At 69.8% G+C, this 17,290-nt stretch carries 16 protein-coding genes and 1 riboswitch; of the genes, 4 read left to right on the top strand and 12 right to left on the bottom strand.

The features are described 5' to 3' along the window. The first annotated feature begins 97 nt into the window (after positions 1-97). Positions 98-1,336: a glycosyltransferase 87 family protein gene (locus ACIBLC_RS20985; protein ID WP_399212551.1), complete on the top strand. Its 1,239-nt coding sequence runs from the start codon at positions 98-100 to the stop codon at positions 1,334-1,336. A gap of 51 nt (positions 1,337-1,387) precedes the next feature. Here the strand turns inward: ACIBLC_RS20985 and ACIBLC_RS20980 are convergent, their stop codons facing one another. The 5 genes from ACIBLC_RS20980 to ACIBLC_RS20960 all read right to left on the bottom strand — a co-directional run bounded on the left by ACIBLC_RS20980 (position 1,388) and on the right by ACIBLC_RS20960 (position 6,842). Beyond that, positions 1,388-2,584: a hypothetical protein gene (locus ACIBLC_RS20980; RefSeq protein ID WP_399212550.1), complete on the bottom strand. Its 1,197-nt coding sequence runs from the start codon at positions 2,582-2,584 to the stop codon at positions 1,388-1,390. Between the two features lie 31 nt (positions 2,585-2,615). After that, positions 2,616-3,629 (bottom strand): NlpC/P60 family protein, encoded by a 1,014-nt coding sequence (locus ACIBLC_RS20975; protein WP_399212549.1) that lies wholly within the window; start codon positions 3,627-3,629, stop codon positions 2,616-2,618. A gap of 253 nt (positions 3,630-3,882) precedes the next feature. Next, positions 3,883-4,917 (bottom strand): NlpC/P60 family protein, encoded by a 1,035-nt coding sequence (locus ACIBLC_RS20970; RefSeq protein ID WP_399212547.1) that lies wholly within the window; start codon positions 4,915-4,917, stop codon positions 3,883-3,885. A gap of 305 nt (positions 4,918-5,222) precedes the next feature. Further along, positions 5,223-6,569, bottom strand: coding sequence for an NYN domain-containing protein (locus ACIBLC_RS20965; RefSeq protein WP_399212546.1), 1,347 nt, complete (start codon positions 6,567-6,569; stop codon positions 5,223-5,225). 33 nt (positions 6,570-6,602) lie between these two features. Then, positions 6,603-6,842: a hypothetical protein gene (locus tag ACIBLC_RS20960; protein WP_266465096.1), complete on the bottom strand. Its 240-nt coding sequence runs from the start codon at positions 6,840-6,842 to the stop codon at positions 6,603-6,605. Positions 6,843-6,995: 153 nt separating this feature from the next. Here ACIBLC_RS20960 and ACIBLC_RS20955 point away from each other — a divergent pair, with 153 nt between their 5' ends. Together ACIBLC_RS20955 and ACIBLC_RS20950 are read left to right on the top strand one after the other, a co-directional pair. Beyond that, entirely contained in the window at positions 6,996-7,727 is a 732-nt protein-coding gene (locus ACIBLC_RS20955) for a rhomboid family intramembrane serine protease (protein WP_399212840.1), read from the top strand. After that, positions 7,724-8,005 carry an Lrp/AsnC family transcriptional regulator gene (locus tag ACIBLC_RS20950; RefSeq protein ID WP_383683564.1) on the top strand — a complete coding sequence of 94 codons (282 nt, stop codon included), beginning with the start codon at positions 7,724-7,726 and terminating at the stop codon, positions 8,003-8,005. The genes ACIBLC_RS20955 and ACIBLC_RS20950 overlap by 4 nt, the downstream gene beginning before the upstream one ends. A 57-nt stretch (positions 8,006-8,062) precedes the next feature. Here the strand turns inward: ACIBLC_RS20950 and ACIBLC_RS20945 are convergent, their stop codons facing one another. The 6 genes from ACIBLC_RS20945 to ACIBLC_RS20920 form a co-directional block, all read right to left on the bottom strand. Then, positions 8,063-9,424 carry an aminotransferase class V-fold PLP-dependent enzyme gene (locus ACIBLC_RS20945; RefSeq protein ID WP_399212544.1) on the bottom strand — a complete coding sequence of 454 codons (1,362 nt, stop codon included), beginning with the start codon at positions 9,422-9,424 and terminating at the stop codon, positions 8,063-8,065. A gap of 189 nt (positions 9,425-9,613) precedes the next feature. Then, positions 9,614-9,730, bottom strand: a riboswitch (SAM riboswitch). Positions 9,731-9,847: 117 nt separating this feature from the next. Continuing rightward, complete coding sequence (trpD, locus tag ACIBLC_RS20940) at positions 9,848-10,912, bottom strand: anthranilate phosphoribosyltransferase (protein ID WP_399212542.1); 1,065 nt, start codon at positions 10,910-10,912, stop codon at positions 9,848-9,850. A 155-nt stretch (positions 10,913-11,067) separates the two neighbouring features. After that, positions 11,068-12,720: a cytochrome bc complex cytochrome b subunit gene (locus tag ACIBLC_RS20935; RefSeq protein ID WP_399212541.1), complete on the bottom strand. Its 1,653-nt coding sequence runs from the start codon at positions 12,718-12,720 to the stop codon at positions 11,068-11,070. Continuing rightward, positions 12,717-13,784: a Rieske 2Fe-2S domain-containing protein gene (locus tag ACIBLC_RS20930; RefSeq protein WP_399212540.1), complete on the bottom strand. Its 1,068-nt coding sequence runs from the start codon at positions 13,782-13,784 to the stop codon at positions 12,717-12,719. The genes ACIBLC_RS20935 and ACIBLC_RS20930 overlap by 4 nt, the downstream gene beginning before the upstream one ends. Next, positions 13,784-14,590: a c-type cytochrome gene (locus tag ACIBLC_RS20925; protein ID WP_399212539.1), complete on the bottom strand. Its 807-nt coding sequence runs from the start codon at positions 14,588-14,590 to the stop codon at positions 13,784-13,786. Before ACIBLC_RS20925 ends, ACIBLC_RS20930 begins: the two co-directional genes overlap by 1 nt. 64 nt (positions 14,591-14,654) lie before the next feature. Beyond that, entirely contained in the window at positions 14,655-15,275 is a 621-nt protein-coding gene (locus tag ACIBLC_RS20920) for a heme-copper oxidase subunit III (RefSeq protein ID WP_399212538.1), read from the bottom strand. A 187-nt stretch (positions 15,276-15,462) separates the two neighbouring features. On the opposite strand from ACIBLC_RS20920, the gene ACIBLC_RS20915 reads away from it, so the two are divergent. Continuing rightward, positions 15,463-15,864 (top strand): hypothetical protein, encoded by a 402-nt coding sequence (locus ACIBLC_RS20915; RefSeq protein ID WP_399212536.1) that lies wholly within the window; start codon positions 15,463-15,465, stop codon positions 15,862-15,864. A gap of 86 nt (positions 15,865-15,950) precedes the next feature. On the opposite strand, the gene ACIBLC_RS20910 is transcribed toward ACIBLC_RS20915, so the two are convergent. Beyond that, a complete protein-coding gene (locus ACIBLC_RS20910) occupies positions 15,951-17,213 on the bottom strand; it encodes an Ig-like domain-containing protein (protein ID WP_399212534.1) in 1,263 nt (420 codons plus the stop codon). Positions 17,214-17,290 lie beyond the last annotated feature (77 nt).

Here is a 17,290-nt window from a genome sequence, read left to right as displayed (position 1 = left end):
ATGGCTCCCGCACAGCACCGCGCGCCATCATGACCCCGCCAAAACACATCCGCGGAACATCTCCAGAGCACGCGAGATCCGGACGAACGAGGGCCAGGTGCGAATGACGGGCGCAAGGGGGGCGATGGCTCCGTACGCGTTGACGGGAATCTGGGGCCTGACCAGGCTGGTACTGCTGCTCTTCGTCATCAAGCTCCTCATCTTCCCGGGCCCGGACGTCACCACCGACGTCTCCGTGATCTACCAGGGCTGGTACGAGGTCCTGCGCACCGGCACCTTCCCGCTGGACGACGTGACCTGGCAGTACCCGCCGGCCGCCGCCCTGCCGATCCTCTTCCCCGCCCTGCTGCCCTCCCTCGGCTACACGTCGGCCTTCTTCGTCCTGGCCGTGATCGCCGACTTCGTGGTGTTCGGGCTCCTCCAGTACGCGGGCCTGCGCGCCGGCAGGTCGCTGCGCGGCGCCTGGGTGTGGGTGGTGGGCGTACCGCTGCTCGGGCCGACCGTGTACGCGCGCTACGACATCATGGTGACGGCCGTCGCGGTGGCGGCGCTGCTCGCCGGGGCACGCCATCCGCGGGTCATGGGGGCGCTGGTCGGCTTCGGGGCGATGCTGAAGGTGTGGCCGGTGCTGCTGCTCGTCGGGGCCGTGAAACGCCGCGCGTGGGCCGCGGCGGCGGTCTCCGCGGCGGGGATCGCGGTGCTGTTCGCGGTGTCGATGCCCGGCGCCTTCGCCTTCCTGACCTTCCAGCGCGACCGCGGCACCGAGGTGGAGTCGCTCGGCTCCCTCGTCTTCCATGTGGCCCAGCAGTTCGGCTGGGACGGTCAGGTGCTGCTCAACTACGGTTCCGTGGAGTTCGTGGGCGAGGGCGTCGACCTGGTGAGCGGACTGGCGCTGGTGCTCAGCGCGATGTGTCTCGGCTGGCTGCTGCTGTGGCGGCTGCGCGCCAGGCGGTTCCGGTCGCACACGCTCGCCGACGCGGCGTTCGTGGCGGTGCTGATGTTCACGACCACCAGCCGGGTGATCAGCCCGCAGTACATGGTGTGGCTGGTCGGGCTCGCGGCGGTCTGCATGTGCTTCCACGCCAGCCGGATGGCCCTGCCGGCCGGCCTGGTGCTGATCGCCTCGTTCGTGACGGTCCTGGAGTTCCCGATCTGGTTCTCGCACGTCGTGGTCAGCGACGCTCTCGGCGTCACCCTCATGTTCGTCCGCAACGGCCTGCTGGTTCTCGCCACCGTCACCGCCGCCGTGGCCCTGTGGCGCGACACGGTGCCGCGGCCCGCCGCGGCGCTCCCCGCCCGGACGTCCCGCGCCAAGGAGAGCCTGCCCTCCTCCTGACCCGGCCCGCCGGACACCCTCCGGCCATGGCCGGGCCGGCCCCCGTCCGCCTCAGCCGAGCTGTGCCCGCAGGTACTCACGCCACTGCTCCGTGAACTTCTCCGGCGTCGTGCCCAGCACGTCCCGCAGCGCGTCCTCGACCGCTCCCGCCCGCCTGTCGTGCCCGCCCACGGCCCGGTAGAAGTCGTCGAGGCTGTCCTCTCCCCAGCGGCCGGCGATCATCCGGCAGGCCAGCCAGCCGCCCTCGTACGCCTGCGCCAGCCGCGCCGCGTCCCCGGAGAACCCGAAGTCCGCGTCGTCCGGCAGCGCGGCCGGGAGATGCCCGTCCACCACGGCGCGCTCCAGCTCCGGGGCGACCTGCGCGGCGGTGCGCCCGCTGCCGAGGTAGCCGACCCAGTCCGCGTAGCCCTCGGAGAGCCACAGCGGGGTGGCGGCGGCGGTGTGGGCGCGGGTGGCGACGTGCGTGGTCTCGTGGGTGAGCACGACCTGTCTGCCGAAGTCGCCGAGGACGCCGTACGCGTCGGGGTTCACGATGATCCGGTCCGCGGGCGCCTTCGCGCCGGCCCCCGACTCGCCGGTGGTGACCGCCGCGATGCCCTGGTACCCGGACGCCGGAGCGCCCAGCAGCCCCGCCATGCCCTCCAGCGACTTCGGTACGAGCACCACGACATGCCCCGACCAGTCGGTGCCCCACGCCTGCGACACGGCGGGCACGGCACGGTCCGCGAGCTCCGCGTACGCCCGCAGACCCTCGCCCGGCTGCCCGACCCCCATCACGAGGCTGTGCGCGCCCCGTACGACCGTCACGGCCCCCTGCTCCCACAACTGCTCACTCGCGCCCTCGGCGGGCTTGTCGGAGGCGACGTACCACCTGCCGTCGGCACGGGTCAGGTCCAGGGTGCGGGCGGCCGTCACGGGTGCCCTGTCGTAGCCCTCGACGCGGTAGCTCAGCTCGGCGTCGGCGGTGGCCCGGTCGCCGGAGCGGTCGAAGCCGGTGACGCGGTACGACCAGGCGGCCAGCGGGACGGCGCTGAGGTTCCGGAACCCGGTGACGGGGGTGCCCGGCCGCCCGGTCGCCCGGTACGCCGGCTCGTCCCGGTCCAGGACGGCCGCCGCCCGCAGGTCGAGGACCCGCCGCACCTCGGCCGCCGCGGGGTCCGAGGCCGTGCCGCCGCCGCAGCCGACCAGCACGGCGAGCAGCAGCACCAGGCAGAGCCCCGCCCCCGACGCGCGCCTTCGACCAGCCACGTTCCCGATCGTACGGGGACTTCGCGCCGGGTCAGACCCTGGTGACCGAGGAGACCGGCATCATGCCCACGGGGTCGTAGCGGACGGGTGCGCCCGGGTAGGGCGCGTGGATCACCTGCCCGTTGCCCACGTACATCCCGATGTGGCTGGCGTCGTCGCGGTAGGCGATCAGGTCGCCGGGCTGCGCCTGGGAGAGCGACACCTGCTGCCCGGCGTACCGCTGTGCCTGCGAGGTGCGCGGCAGCCCGACGCCGGCCTGCCCGTACGACCACTGCATCAGGCCCGAACAGTCGAAGCCGCCGGGCCCGTTGGAGCCCCACACGTACGGGCGGCCGAGCGCGGAGCGGGCGGCGGCGACGGCGGCCGCGGCGCGCCCCGAGGCGGGGGCGGCGCTCCCGGGGCCGGGCAGGTCGGCGCGTCCGGAACGGGAGGCCCGGTCGTAGGCGTCGCGCTCGGAGTCCGGCAGCGCGTCGAGCAGTTGCCGGGCCCGGGTCAGCTTCCGTTCGACGGTGCGCTTGTGCCGGGCGACGGCCGCGCGGCTCCTCTCCAGCTCGGCGAGATCGGCGGCGGCCTCCTCGCGGTGCTGGGAGAGGTCGCGCATGGCGGACCGGAGGTCCTTGAGCTCGCCGGCCTGCCGGGTGTTGATCCGGTCGAGCACGGCGGCCTTGTCGAGGTAGTCGTCCGGGTCGTCGGAGAACAGCAGCGCGAGGGACGGGTCGATGCCGCCCGAGCGGTACTGGGCCCCGGCGAGCGAACCGAGCGCGTCCCGCATCGTGTTGACCCGCTCCTGCTGCCGGGCGATCTCGTCCTGGGCCACGCGGACCTCCTCGCGCAGCGAGTCCGCGCGCTCGTCGGCCTTGTTGTAGGACTCGGTGGCCTTCTCGGCCTGCTCGTACAGGCGGTCCACCTCGGCCCGGGTGTCGTCCTGTGGCGCTCCGGCGGCCGGTACGGCACCGAGGGCCGCCGCGGCGGCGGACATCACGCAGACGGCGAGACCGGCGCCCCGGTCGAGGCCGGACGGTACAAGGCGGCGATGAGACCCCACGAGTAGCCGCTCTCCCTTCCGCTGACGGTCCCCCGGAGTTGGGGGAAACGCGGCAGACAGTAGCCGTGCGACTACGCACTGGCCAAAGACCCCGGCGGGCACACAACGTGACACCCCGCCGGAGACGCAGGTCACCGACGGGGCACGGGGTCAGCGGGAGCCACCGCAATTCGCCCGTTTGGGCGGCGCGGCGAGCGAAACGGGACGGGGTCCCCCGGCCCGGGGCCGGGGGAGGCGTCTCAGCGCGCTCGGGTCAGATCCTGACGCCGAACTGGAAGGGCATGTTGTTGATCGACTCGTAGCGGACGACCGTGCCGGAGCGCGGGGCGTGCAGCACCTGGCCGTTGCCCGCGTAGAAGCCGACGTGGTGCATGTCGCCGTAGAAGATGACCAGGTCGCCGACCTGGAGGTCGCTCTGCGAGTAGATCCGGGTACCGGCGTTGGCCTGCGCCTGCGAGGTCCGGGGTATGGACACACCGGCCTGGGCGTAGGCCCAGGAGGTCAGACCCGAGCAGTCGAAGGAGGACGGGCCGGAGGCGCCGTAGACGTACGGCGAGCCGATCACGGACTGCGCGGCGCCGTACGCGGAGCCGGCACGGCCGGAGGCGGGGGCCGTGGAACCGCTGGTGGCGGCGGTCTTGGCGGTGGTGCTGGCCTGCGCCTGCTTCGCGTCGAGGGCCGCCTTCTCCGCGGCCGTCAGGCTGTTCAGGAGCTTCTGCGCGTCGGCGAGCTTGCCCTGGACCTCGGTCTTCTTCTTCGCGAGCTCGGTGCGGGTGTCCGCGAGGTCCTCGAGCTTCTCGGAGGCTTCCGAGCGCTGCTGGGCGAGCGAGCGCTGCTTCTCCTGGACCTTCTTGAGCGTCTCGACCTGCTGATTGCTCAGCTGGTCCATCGTGGACGCCTTGTCGAGGTAATCGTCCGGGTCGGCCGACAGGAAGAGCTGCACGGAGGGGTCGATGCCGCCGGTGCGGTACTGGGCGGTGGCCATCGAACCGAGGCCGTCACGCAGGTCGTTGAGGTCGCTCTGACCGCGGGCCACGTTGTCCTGGAGAGTGTCGATCTCCTTCTGGAGCTTCTCCTGCTTCTCCTTGGCCCCGTTGTACTTCTCGGTTGCCTGCTCCGCCTGCTCGTAGAGCTTGTCGACCTTGGACTTGACCTCGTCCACGTTCGGCTTCTCGCTCGGCGCGGCGTTGGCGGCGTTGGCGCTGAGAACCACAGCGGCGGCAGCGGCGGTGGTGAGCACGGTCACACGGGTGCGGCTCGGCTGCTTGGGTCGACGGTGGGACGCCACGAAGGCGAGCTCCTTCTTCCTCCAGCCGCCTGCCGATCACTCCGACGGGCGGGGCCCCCTCCACCGTCACTCCCAATGAGTGATCACCCGAGCAGAGGTTCGAGGCCTGACCCTAGTGACCTTCTTGTGATCAGTTCAAATCCTGATAGGAAAAATCTCGGTCACCGAACGTTTCTTTGCCGACAACTCACCAGCAGTAACGCGCACTTGACGCTACGTTGCGTGAAGATCCGATCAATTCAGGCATCAGGCCCAGACGTTACGCATGGTGCGTAGGCTACCTATGGGACGTACGGCCCAGTCGGCTATCCGTGCGAGAAGCGCTTGAGGAGCACCACCGAAGCCACCGGCCGCGCACCCGCCTTGGCGATCCCGTCGGCCACCTCACGGTCGGTGGAGACCACGATGACCGGCCGTCCCGGCGGCTCGGCGCGCACCAGCCTGCGGATCAACTCGTCCGCGGTGACACCGGCCTTGGAGAACAGCACCCGCACCCCGCGCGGCGGCGCGAGCAGCACCGGCGCGGCCAGCTCGGCCCCGTCGAAGACACACGTCACCTCGGCCCCGGTCTGCGCGGCGAGCTGCGAGAGCTGCCCGAGCAGCCTGAGCCGCTGCTTCTCCAACGGCATCTGCGGATAGCCGGTCTTGGTGACGTTGTAGCCGTCGACCACCAGATGGGCCTGCGGCAGCGCGAGCAACTGGTCGAGGATCGCGGGGTCGTTCTCGGACAGGGCGCGCGCCGCGATGTCCTTCGGGGTCATCCGTCCCGGTTCGACGGCGTCGACCGTCTCGGCCGGCCGCACGGACACGGGTGGCAGCGCGAGCTCACGCCGCAGGCCCTGGGTGGCTTCCAGCACGGTGTCGAGCAGCAGTCGTACGCGCATGTCCTCGACGCTGCGACCCTCGCGCGCCGCTCTCCGCGTCGTCTCCAGGGCGGCCTCGGCCTCCCCGAGCCGTGCCTTCAGGCGCCGGGTCTCGCTCTCGGCGGCGGACACCTGGGTCTGCCCCTCCGCCCGCGCGGTGTCCATCTCGGCCTGGAGCTTGCGCACGGCCGCCTCGCCGCGTTTGACGTCGCTGAAGGCCCCGCGCAGTTTGCGGTGAAGCGATTCGGCTTCCTTCTTGGCCGACTCCAGCTCCGTGCGCAGCCGTTCGGTCTCCGCCTTCGTCTGGCCGCGGGCCTCCACGAGCTCCTGCCGCAGCCGCTCCAGCTCGGCGCGGCTCTCCTCGTCGGCACGCTCGGCGTCCGCCCGCAGGGCCTCCTCGCCCGCCGCGGCCACGAGTTTCACCCAGCCGGTGGGCCGCAGCACATAGGCCGCGGCCGCCACATCCAGCGGATCCGCGGCCGGGGGCGGCGCGCCCGAGTCGAGAGCGCCGGTCAGTTCCGGCTGCGCCTCTCTCAGTTTCTCGGCGATGCGCTGCCTGAAGATGGGGTCCGTCTCCAGCGCCGCCGCCATCGCGTTGCCGGCGAACTTGGCCCGCCTGTTGGGTGCGAAGCGCGCGAACTGCCGCAACTGCGTGGGCAGTTCACCGATGGTGAGGCCGCCGAACCCGTCTGAGACGATCTGCACCACGCGTCGGCGCACACCGTCGGGCAGCGGGCGGTCGAGCACCTCGGCGGTGCCGTCGTCCGGCTCCCCGCTGGTCTCCACCATCCGTCACCCCAATATCCGTGCGGGCCCGCTCCCTCAGGAGCCGGCACCCGGCCTGTCCACGAGTTCCACCTGATCCAACGCGTTGCACCAGCGACAGCGCACCGACTCGATGGTCTCACTGACCACCTCGCGCTCCTCGACCTTGGGCTCCCCGGCCAGGTCGAGGTGCACGTACTCGACGACCTTCGACGAACGGGTGACGTCGAAACGCGTGAGGTTGCCGCAGAGCGTGCAGCGCCACCGGGTCTCGGCGGTCGGGAGGGGAACCGTCATGTGGCGTCGCTTTCCTTCGGGTGTCCGTACCTCGCCGGTCGACCCGGCGCGTATGGCTCGTAACCCTAAGGCCTGGCGGGTACTCGACGCTCGGCCGTCCACTACGGCGAGGCGGTCTGTGTGCATCCGTCCGATTACGCCATGCTCTGCACCATGATCGGCAACTGGAGTACGACGGTCGGCAGAGCCGTGCGGAGTCGGTCGGCACCGGTGACGTACGGACTGATCGTCGTGACCTGTCTGATCTTCGTCATCGGCCCGGCGTCCGGCCTCAATCCGGCGTACGGCACCGGGGACGAGCTGCTGGCCGCCCAGCGGGCCTATTTCCGGCGCTGGGGCGTGGTGCCCTCCGAGCTCCTCACCGGGGACCCGCGCGCGGCGCTCACCCCCGCCACGGCACAGTTCGTGCACGGCGGCTGGCTCCACCTGCTCGGCAACATGCTGTTCTTCTACGTCTTCGGGACGATGACCGAGGAACGGATGGGCCATGTGGAGTTCGCCCTCTTCTATCTGGGCTGCGGCTGTCTCGCCCTGCTGGGCTACGCGGTCGCGAACGCGGAGTCCGGGCAGGCCCTGGTCGGCGCCTCCGGGGCGATCTCCGCGGTGCTCGGGGCGTTCCTGTACCTGTTCCCCAAGGCCCGGGTGACCAGTCTCTTCCCGTTCCTCTTCTTCCTGCCGCTGCGCTTCCCGGCCTGGGTGGTACTGCCCTTCTGGGTGACTCTCCAGTGGCTGGCGGCGAGCCGGGTCGCCGCGGGTCCCGGGGTCGCCTATCTGGCCCACCTGGTGGGCTTCTCCCTCGGCTTCGCCTACGCGTGGGTGCGTTTCGGCCGGACGACTAGAGTGAAAGCCCCAGCAGCGGCCCCCGAGGGAGAAAACCAGCCGTGATCACCGCGATCGTTCTCATCAAGACCAGCGTGGACCGGATCCCCGAGATCGCGGAGTCGATCGCCGCCCTGGAAAGCGTCAGCGAGGTCTTCTCGGTCACCGGCACCTACGACCTGATCGCGATGGTCCGGGTGAAGGCCCACGACGACCTGGCGGACGTCATCCCCGGCAGCATCAGCAAGATCCCGGGCGTCGAGGGCACGGACACGCACGTCGCCTTCCGCACCTACTCCCAGCACGACCTGGAGGCGGCGTTCGCGATCGGCCTGGACGGCTGACGGCCGCGCCCGGTCACGGGCGGGCCACGCCCCGGTCACGGCCGTGCGGTCGGGCCGTCACACGGCGGGGACGCAACGCCCGCCCTCCGTACGGTAGTTCCACTGCGCACCGTCCCGGACGAGCTCCTTCACCGCGCCCACGAACCGCTCGACGTGCTCGTCCGGCGTACCCGCGCCGAAGCTGACCCGGATGGCGTTGAGGGACTTCTCGCCGGGCGCGGCCTCGGGGGCGCCGCACTCCCCCTGGGTCTCCGGGTCGCTGCCGAGCAGGGTGCGCACCAGCGGGTGGGCGCAGAACAGGCCGTCGCGCACCCCGATGCCGTACTCGGCGGAGAGCGCGGCCGCGAAGTGCGAGCTGTTCCAGCCCTCGACGACGAAGGAGATGACGCCGACCCGCGGGGCGTCGTCGCCGAAGAGGGAGAGGACCCGGACCTCCGGGACCTCGGCGAGACCCGCGCGAACCGTGTGGATCAGGTGCCGTTCGCGGGCGACGAGCTTGTCGAAGCCCTCGTCGGTGAGGGCCTTGCAGGCCGAGGCGATGGAGTAGACACCGATCACGTTCGGCGAGCCGGCCTCGTGCCGGGCGGCGCTGTCGTGCCACTCCACGTCCACGCCGCCGTCCACCCGCCGGGTGACCTTACGGCTCGCTCCCCCGCCGGCCAGGTACGGCTCGGCCGTGCGGAGCCAGTCGGAGCGGCCCGCGAGGACACCGGAGCCGAAGGGGGCGTACAGCTTGTGCCCGGAGAAGGCCACCCAGTCGACGTCGAGGTCGCGCACCGACACCGGCTGGTGCGGGACGAGCTGCGCGGCGTCGAGAACGATGCGCGCACCGTGCGCGTGCGCGGCGGCGGCCAGCTCTCGCACCGGCCACAGCTCGCCGGTGACGTTCGAGGCGCCCGTCACGCAGACGAGGGCCGGGCCGCGGGGGTCGCGCTCGGCGAGCGCCCGCTCCAGCGTCGCGACGGCCTCGTCAGGCGTACGGGGGGCGTTCAGGTACGTCACCCGCGCGTCCCGCCAGGGCAGCAGCGAGGCGTGGTGCTCGGTCTCGAAGACGAAGACCTGGCAGTCGGCCGGAAGGGCGGCGGCCAGCAGGTTGAGCGAGTCGGTGGTCGACCGGGTGAACACGACCTGGTCGTCGTCCCGGCAGTCCAGGAACTCGGCGACGGTCTCGCGGGAGTTCTCGAAGAGGTCGGTGGAGAGCTGGGACAGGTACCCGGCGCCACGGTGCACGCTCCCGTAGTACGGGGCGTACGCCGCCACGTCGTCCCAGACCCGCTGGAGGGCCGGGGCGCTGGCGGCATAGTCGAGAGCGGCGTAGGTGACCTCGCCACCGGTGACGAGCGGGACGGCGACATCCCCTCCCAGAACGGACAGAGGGGAACAAACGGCCTGGCCGGTGGCAACGGTGGAGACAGACATGGCGAACTCCTGTGAGACGCGGGGGCGGCGCGCGAGACCGGTCCGCAACCAGGGCGGGGCTCAGCGCGGGAAAAGGCGAAAGGGGTACGCGGAAAAGGGGCTCTACGCCCTATCGCATTCGCTTGCTCACAGAAGGCTCCCTCGAACACCAGGACCCCTGGGCTGTAAACCACTCAGAAGAGTGCGAGGGGTCCGCGCTTGCCGCAGACCTCGCTGCCTACGGCCTGGTCTTCACCCGGGGCACCCCGCCACGGACGGAGGGTTGCCGGACAGTCGGCCGGGGCCTCATGACTGTCACTCATGACCTGCCGAAAAACCTACGCGACGTCATCGCGACGGCGCAACCCGTGTCCGGATCCCGGAACACGAACGGGGCCGGACCTGGTCGGCCCGGCCCCTCCTCTTCACACCAACGGCCCCGCGCTACGCGTTGGTCGCCGCCACCCATCGCTCGAGCGACCGCTTGGCCGCCCCCGAGTCGATGGCCTCCGCGGCCTTCGCCATCCCGGCGCGGATCTGCTCGGCGAGCGGTCCCTCGCCCGGCGAGAGGGCCACCAGGGCCGCCGCCGAGTTCAGCAGCACGGCGTCCCGTACGGGCCCCGTCTCACCGTCGAGGAGCCGCCGGGCCACGTCCGCGTTGTACGCGGAGTCCGCGCCCCGCAGCGCCTCGATCGGGGCCAGGTCGATACCGGCGTCCCGGGGGTCGAAGGACTCCTCCGTGACCTTTCCGTCCCGTACGACCCACACCCGGGAGGTGGAGGTGATCGTCAGCTCGTCGAGGCCGTCGTCGCCGCGGAAGACCAGCGAGGAGTTGCCCCGCTCGGCGAAGACGCCCGCGACGATCGGCGCCATGCGGGGGTCGGCGACCCCGACCGCCTGCGCTTTGACCCGGGCGGGATTCGTCAACGGACCGAGCGCGTTGAAGACCGTCCGGATGCCCAACTGCCCGCGCGCGGCGCCCACATGACGCAGCGCCGGGTGGAACTTCACCGCGAAGCAGAAGGTGATCCCGGCCTCCTCGGCCACCTCGGCCACCCGTTTCGTCGTCAGCTCCAGATTGACCCCGAGCTTCTGGAGGACGTCGGACGCGCCGGAGGCGGAGGAAGCCGCCCGATTGCCGTGCTTGACGACCTTCGCGCCCGTCCCGGCGATGACGATCGCCGACATGGTGGAGATGTTGACGGTCTTGGCCCCGTCGCCGCCCGTACCGACGATGTCGACGGTCCGCCCGGGCACCTCGATCACGTTGGCGTGCTCGTACATCATCCGTACGAGCCCGGTGATCTCCTCGACGGTCTCTCCCTTGGCCCGCAGCGCCACCGCGAACCCGGCGATCTGCGCGTCGGTCGCCTCACCGCGCATCATCAGGTTCATCGCCCAGGCGGTGTCGTCCGCACTCAGGTCACGGCCGTCGAGCAGGCCGTTCAGCAACCTGGGCCAGGAACGGTCCGCCGCGGTGTCGCCTCCAGCGGGGTTCACAGCGCTCATGGTCGCTCCTGGGTTCTCAGAGAGGTGCGCGGGTGGACTCACCCCGGGCACGTAGGGGTGAGTCCACCCTATCCAGCCCGGGAGACGGCAAAGAGCCCCGTCCATGCAATGGACGGGGCTCGAGCCGTGGCGATCAGCGAGGATCGTGCGGGTGATCAGTGGTGGCCGTGGCCGCTCGTGATCTCCTTGTACTCCTCGACGGTGGGCTTGGGGATCTGGTTGTCCTCCCCGTAGTAGCCCTTGCTGAGCTTGGCGCGCAGCTTCTGCGCACCCTTCACCTTGCGCTCGACACCGTTCTCGTCGACCGGCGGACCGATCTCGGCCGGCTTGTACTGCTCGTGCGCGGTGAGCGTGTGCAGCGACTCCTGGCTGAGCGGCTCGTGGATCTCGATGAACTCACCGTGCGGCAGGCGCTTGATGATGCCCGACTCGCGGCCGTGCAGCACCTTGTCCCGGTCCCGGCGCTGAAGGCCGAGGCAGATCCGCTTGGTGGCGATGAACGCGAGAACCGGCGCCACGAAGAACGCGATCCGTACGAACCAGGTGATCGTGTTGATCGACAGGTGGAAGTGCGTGGCCCAGAGGTCGTTTCCACCACCGATGAGCAGGACCATGTACCAGGTGATCCACGCGACACCGAAGGCCGTACGGGTCGGGACGTTGCGCGGGCGGTCCAGGATGTGGTGCTCGCGCTTGTCGCCGGTGACCCAGGACTCGATGAACGGGTAGACCGCGATCGCGACCAGGACCAGCGGGAAGATGATCAGCGGGACGAACACACCCAGGACGAGCGTGTGACCCCACAGGTTGATCTCCCAGCCCGGCATGACACGGATCAGGCCCTCGGAGAAGCCCATGTACCAGTCGGGCTGGGCGCCGGTGGACACCTGGTCAGGCCGGTAGGGGCCCATCGTCCAGATCGGGTTGATCGAGGCGATGCCCGCGATGATCGTGATGACACCGAAGACCAGGAAGAAGAAGCCGCCGGCCTTCGCGGTGTAGACCGGAAGGAGCGGCATTCCGACGACGTTCTTGTTCGTCTTTCCGGGGCCCGCGAACTGCGTGTGCTTGTGGTAGAAGACCAGGATCAGGTGGCCGACCACCAGGCCGAGCATGATGCCCGGCAGCAGCAGGATGTGGATCGAGTAGAAGCGGGCCACGAAGTCGCCGCCCGGGAACTCGCCGCCGAAGAGGAAGAACGAGAGGTACGTGCCCACGATCGGCACGGACAGGATCGCGCCCTCCATGAAGCGGACACCGGTTCCGGAGAGCAGGTCGTCAGGGAGCGAGTAGCCGGTGAAGCCGGTGAACATGCCCAGGACGAACAGCAGGAAACCGAAGAGCCAGTTGACCTCGCGGGGCTTGCGGAACGCACCCGTGAAGAACACGCGCATCATGTGCACGAACATGCCCGCGAGGAAGATCAGCGCGGCCCAGTGGTGGATCTGCCGGATCAGCAGGCCACCGCGCACATCGAAGGAGATGTGCATGGTCGAGTTGAAGGCCTCGGACATCAGCTGGCCCTGCAGCGGGATGTAGCTGCCGTGGTATTCCACCTCGTTCATCGACGGGTGGAAGAACAGCGTCAGGTACACACCCGTGAGGATGATGATGATGAAGCTGTAGAGGCAGACCTCGCCCAGCATGAAGGACCAGTGGTCCGGGAAGATCTTGCGCATGTTGGTCTTGGCCAGGCCGTAGATGCCCAGCCGGCCGTCGGCCCAGTCGGCGACCCGCTCGCCCGCGGGTGCCTTCTTCCGCGAGTTCGCGTCGACCGGGTCGGAGGTGTTCGCAGCAGCAGTACTCATCCGCGCTCCCAGAAAGCAGGACCGACGGGCTCGTCGAAGTCGCCGAGCGCCTCGAGGTAGCCCTCAGCGTTCACACCGATGCGCAGCTGAGGCAGGGCGTGACCCGCCGGGCCGAAGATCACTCGGGCCCCGTCGGCGAGGTCGAAGGTGGACTGGTGGCACGGGCAGAGGACGTGGTGCGTCTGCTGCTCGTACAGGGAGATCGGACAGCCGACGTGGGTGCAGATCTTCGAGTAGGCCACGATGCCCTCGTGCGACCACTCGAGTTCCCGCTTGTCCTTGATGTTGTCCGGCTGGATGCGGACGATCATCAGGGCGGCCTTGGCGATCTGGACCTGGAAGTCCTCGTCGTGCTCCTCCAGGCCCTCGGGCTTGGCGAAGGTGAGCGAGCCGACGACGACGTCCGAGGGACGCAGCGGCTCGTTCGTGTTCATGTTGACGAGTTGCAGACCCTTGCGCCACATCGTGTGGCGAAGGCTCGTGCCCGGCAGCGGACCGAGGTCGCGCAGCAGCACGACACCGGAGAGCGGGACCAGGGCCAGCGCGCCGAACATCGTGTTGCGGATCAGCTTGCGCCGGCCGAGCGCGGACTCCTTGGCGCCCTGCTTGAAGTCGGCCATGACCTTGGCCTTGACCTCGGGCGGCGCCTCGATCGCGTGACGCTCGTCGGCGATCTCCACGTCGGACATCAGGGTGCGGGCCCAGTGGACCGCGCCCGCGCCGATGGAGAACAGCGCGATGCCGAGCGTGACACCCAGCGCGAAGTTCAGCGCGCTGGTGTGCCCGATCGGGAAGATGTAGACGGCCCGGTCGGCCGGGATCGCCACATACGAGGCGATGAAACCGACCGTGGCGGCCATCGACAGCGTGAACAGGAAGGCGACCACGCGCTCGGAGCGCTTGGCGGCCTGCTCGTCGATGTCCTGGACGCGGTGCTCGTGGGGCGGCAGCCCCGGGTCGGCGAACGGGTCCTGCTCGTTCGCCACCGACACGGCACCGTGTCCATGGTCGTCGGTGGCCCGCTCTGCGGGCAGGTTCTCTTCTGGAGTGTCTTGGCTACTCATCAGTTCTTGGCCTTTGCGGTCCGAGCGGCGACCCAGACGGCGACACCGATCAGGGCGCCGAGTCCGAAGATCCAGGCGAACAGGCCCTCGCTGACCGGCCCGAGGCCGCCCAGGCTGAGGCCGCCCGGCTCCACGGTGTCGTCGCCGTTGACCGCGTGGAGGTACGCGATGACGTCCTTCTTGTTCTGCTCCGACATGATCGTGTCGGGGAAGGACGGCATGTTCTGCGGGCCGGTCTGCATGGCCTCGTAGATGTGCTTCGGGGAAACACCTTCCAGGTCCGGCGCGAACTTGCCCTCGGACAGCGCACCGCCCTTGCCGGTGAAGTTGTGGCACTGCGCGCAGTTGGTACGGAAGAGTTCGCCACCCTTGGCGATGTCCGCGCCCTCGGGGCTGACCTGGTTCTTGGTCGGCACGGAGGGACCGGCGCCCAGCGAGGCGATGTACGCCGCGAGCTGGTCGATCTCGGCCTGGGAGTAGATGTTCTTCTTCTTCGGGATCTGCGCGCCCGGCTGCTGGGCCGGCATACGGCCGGTGCCGACCTGGAAGTCGACGGCGGCTGCGCCCACGCCCACCAGGCTCGGACCGTCGGAGCTGCCCTGACCGCCGGTTCCGTGGCAGCTTGCGCAGCCCACGGCGTAGAGCTTCTTGCCCTCGTCGATGGCAAGGGACTGGGCGGTTTCGTCGGCCTGCGCCTGGCTCGCGGGTGCGAACGCGGCGTAGAGCCCCCCGGTGGCCGCCAGCGCGAGGAGTAGGACGACGACCGCCGCCAGCGGATGGCGTCGTCGTGCGGAGAGCTTTTTCACGGATTACCCCGGTGTCAGGATCTTCTGAGTCGGTGCTTCTGGATGTTTCGGGCGGTGGGCCCGATTACTTGATCAGGTAGATCGTGGCAAAAAGGCCGATCCAGACGACATCGACGAAGTGCCAGTAGTAGGACACGACGATGGCTGCGGTTGCCTGCTCATGGGTGAACTTCCTGGCCGCGTAGGTGCGGCCGAGGACGAACAGGAAGGCGATCAGACCTCCCGTCACGTGCAGGCCGTGGAAGCCGGTGGTCAGGTAGAACACCGAGCCGTACGGGTCGGAGGAGAGCGAGAGCCCGTCCTTCTTGACCAGCTCGGTGTACTCGAAGATCTGACCGCCGATGAAGATCGCACCCATGACGAAGGTGACGATGAACCACATCCGGAGCTTCTTCACGTCACCGCGCTCGGCGGCGAAGACGCCGAGCTGGCAGGTGAGTGAGGAGAGCACCAGGATCGTGGTGTTCGTCGCTGAGAACGGGATGTTCAGCGACTCGGCCATTTCCTTCCAGTGATCCGGCCCGGTCACCGATCGCAGGGTGAAGTACATCGCGAAGAGGGCCGCGAAGAACATCAGCTCGGAACTCAGCCAGATGATGGTTCCGACGCTGGTGAGGTTCGGCCGATTGACCGACGGGTGCGCGTGCCCGGTTTCTACTGTCGTTGCTGTCGCCACGACCGACATTATGTCGGTCGCTTATCCCGCCCTCACCCCGGGGGGTCCCGTTCGGAGTGTTGATGGGGTGTGTCCAGCCCGAATGGCCCATCGAAGGCCTGTCCGAACCGGTGTTGACGAGGTGTCCGGAGGAGTAACATCCGCGCAGCGGACCCTGTCCGTCCCGTCTCGATGACACCGACGTCTCGGAGGAAGAATGCAGCCGACCGCCACGGTGCTGGTCTACAGCGACGACTCCAACACCCGGGAGCAGGTGCGGCTCGCGACAGGCCGCCGGCCGGCAGCCGACGTCCCCCTGGTCGAGTTCGTCGAGTGCGCGACACCCGCCGCCGTCCTGACCGAGCTGGACAAGGGCGGCATCGACGTCTGCGTGCTGGACGGCGAGGCCGTGCCGATGGGCGGAATGGGTGTCTGCCGCCAGATCAAGGACGAGGTCTTCAACTGCCCGCCCGTCCTGGTGCTGATGGGACGCCCCCAGGACGCCTGGCTGGCCACCTGGAGCCGTGCGGAGGCCGCGGTGACCTTGCCGGTCGATCCGGTGGAGTTCGCCGCCACACTGGCCTCCCTGCTGCGTCGTAAGGCCCTCGCGGGCACCTGACAGCCCGGCCGGCCGCACGGCCCCGCGACCGCGGGCGCTCCGAGGCCGGCCGCGCCGCTCCCCGCGCCCCTGACGTGACGCGGGTCTCACGCCGACTCGGGACGCAGGCGCGCCCGGTCCGCCCGGCTCGGGCCGTCGGGGGCCCCGTCGACCAGGGCGCTGCCGTTGCGCCACTTCTTCCAGCTGACGTTCCAGTCCCCGAATCCGTTGCCGAACGGGTCCATGTCCTCGCCGTACGAGTTGATGACCTTCACGATGTCGCCCTCGCGGACGGTCTCGTAGAACCACGCGGCGTTGTCCGTGCTCATCCCGGTGCAGCCGTGGCTGACGTTGGCGGACCCCTGGGAGCCGGTCGACCAGGGCGCGGCGTGCACGTACTCGCCGCTCCAGGTGACCCTCGTCGCGTAGTACACGGGCAGGTCGTAGGAGTCCGAGGTGCCCTCGGCGATACCGATGCTGGTACCGCGCATCCGTACGAAGTACTCCTTGCCCAGCACGACCTTGACGCCGTTTCGGGTCTCGAAGCCGGGCTTGCCGGTGGTGACGGGGATCTCGTTGATCGCCTCGTCGTTGCGGTAGACCGTCATGGAGTGCGCTGAGGCGTCCGTGACGGCGACCAGACGGTCGCCGATGGTGAGTTTCAGGGGCTTCGCCTCGCCGCCCCACAGGCGTTCCGCGACCTTGATGCCGCCGATGTTGCTGTGCGCCTGCACGGTGGCGTGCGTGGGCCAGTACTCCTTCGGGCGGTAGTGCAGCGTCTTGTCGTCCACCCAGTGCCAGGCGCCCTCCACAGCGGGCTTCGAGTCGACCTTGAGGGCGCGCTCGACGACCGCGCGGGCGGCCTTGTCCTTGACGGGGGCGCTCAGTTCGGCCGTGACGGGCTGGCCGACGCCGTACTTGCCCGCCTTGGGCCCGAAGGTCACGTTCAGCCGCTTCTTCGTCCTGGGCGTGCTCGTGTCGAAGGCGACGACCTTGCGGCCGGGGGCGCCGTCCTCGTCCTCCGTGCTCACCCGCACGGTGTAGCGGGCGCCCGCGGCCAGCGGTGAGGTGCTGTGCCAGCGTCCGCCGTCGGCGGAGAGTTCGCCCGCGACGTACCGGCCCGAGGCGTCCGTGGCCGTCACGTCGGTGATGCGCCCCTCGTCACCGTCGGCGGTGATCTCCAGGGGCTTGTCGGGGTCGGCCCTGCGGTTCTCGCCCGTCGGCGTGTTGAAGGAGATCTGCCCCGCCGCGTCGTACGGCGCGGCCGAGAGCGGGTGGCCGTCGGAGCCGCAGGCGGTGATGCCCGCGCCAAGGACGACCAGCAGCGTGGTGCAGCTGGCTACCGTGCGGAATCGCGGTGAGTGGCTCATGAGCCCACGCTATGAACCGCCGTCGACTACGGCGCGCCGGGTGACCCGAGCGAGGGACGGGAAGTGTGGCGAACGAG

Origin of the sequence: Streptomyces sp. NPDC050535 (assembly GCF_044457665.1) — a bacterium.
Taxonomy (GTDB): Bacteria; Actinomycetota; Actinomycetes; order Streptomycetales; family Streptomycetaceae; genus Streptomyces.
This window is presented reverse-complemented; position numbering and strand designations above follow the sequence as displayed.

Bases quoted from the DNA above. Each gene is read 5' to 3' on its own strand.
- ACIBLC_RS20930 (WP_399212540.1), bottom strand. From the start codon at position 13,784: ATGAGTAGCCAAGACACTCCAGAAGAGAACCTGCCCGCAGAGCGGGCC.
- ACIBLC_RS20945 (WP_399212544.1), bottom strand. From the start codon at position 9,424: ATGTCTGTCTCCACCGTTGCCACCGGCCAGGCCGTTTGTTCCCCTCTG.
- ACIBLC_RS20960 (WP_266465096.1), bottom strand. From the start codon at position 6,842: ATGACGGTTCCCCTCCCGACCGCCGAGACCCGGTGGCGCTGCACGCTC.
- ACIBLC_RS20965 (WP_399212546.1), bottom strand. From the start codon at position 6,569: ATGGTGGAGACCAGCGGGGAGCCGGACGACGGCACCGCCGAGGTGCTC.
- ACIBLC_RS20910 (WP_399212534.1), bottom strand. From the start codon at position 17,213: ATGAGCCACTCACCGCGATTCCGCACGGTAGCCAGCTGCACCACGCTG.
- ACIBLC_RS20920 (WP_399212538.1), bottom strand. From the start codon at position 15,275: ATGTCGGTCGTGGCGACAGCAACGACAGTAGAAACCGGGCACGCGCAC.
- ACIBLC_RS20955 (WP_399212840.1), top strand. From the start codon at position 6,996: ATGATCGGCAACTGGAGTACGACGGTCGGCAGAGCCGTGCGGAGTCGG.
- ACIBLC_RS20935 (WP_399212541.1), bottom strand. From the start codon at position 12,720: ATGAGTACTGCTGCTGCGAACACCTCCGACCCGGTCGACGCGAACTCG.
- trpD (WP_399212542.1), bottom strand. From the start codon at position 10,912: ATGAGCGCTGTGAACCCCGCTGGAGGCGACACCGCGGCGGACCGTTCC.
- ACIBLC_RS20915 (WP_399212536.1), top strand. From the start codon at position 15,463: ATGCAGCCGACCGCCACGGTGCTGGTCTACAGCGACGACTCCAACACC.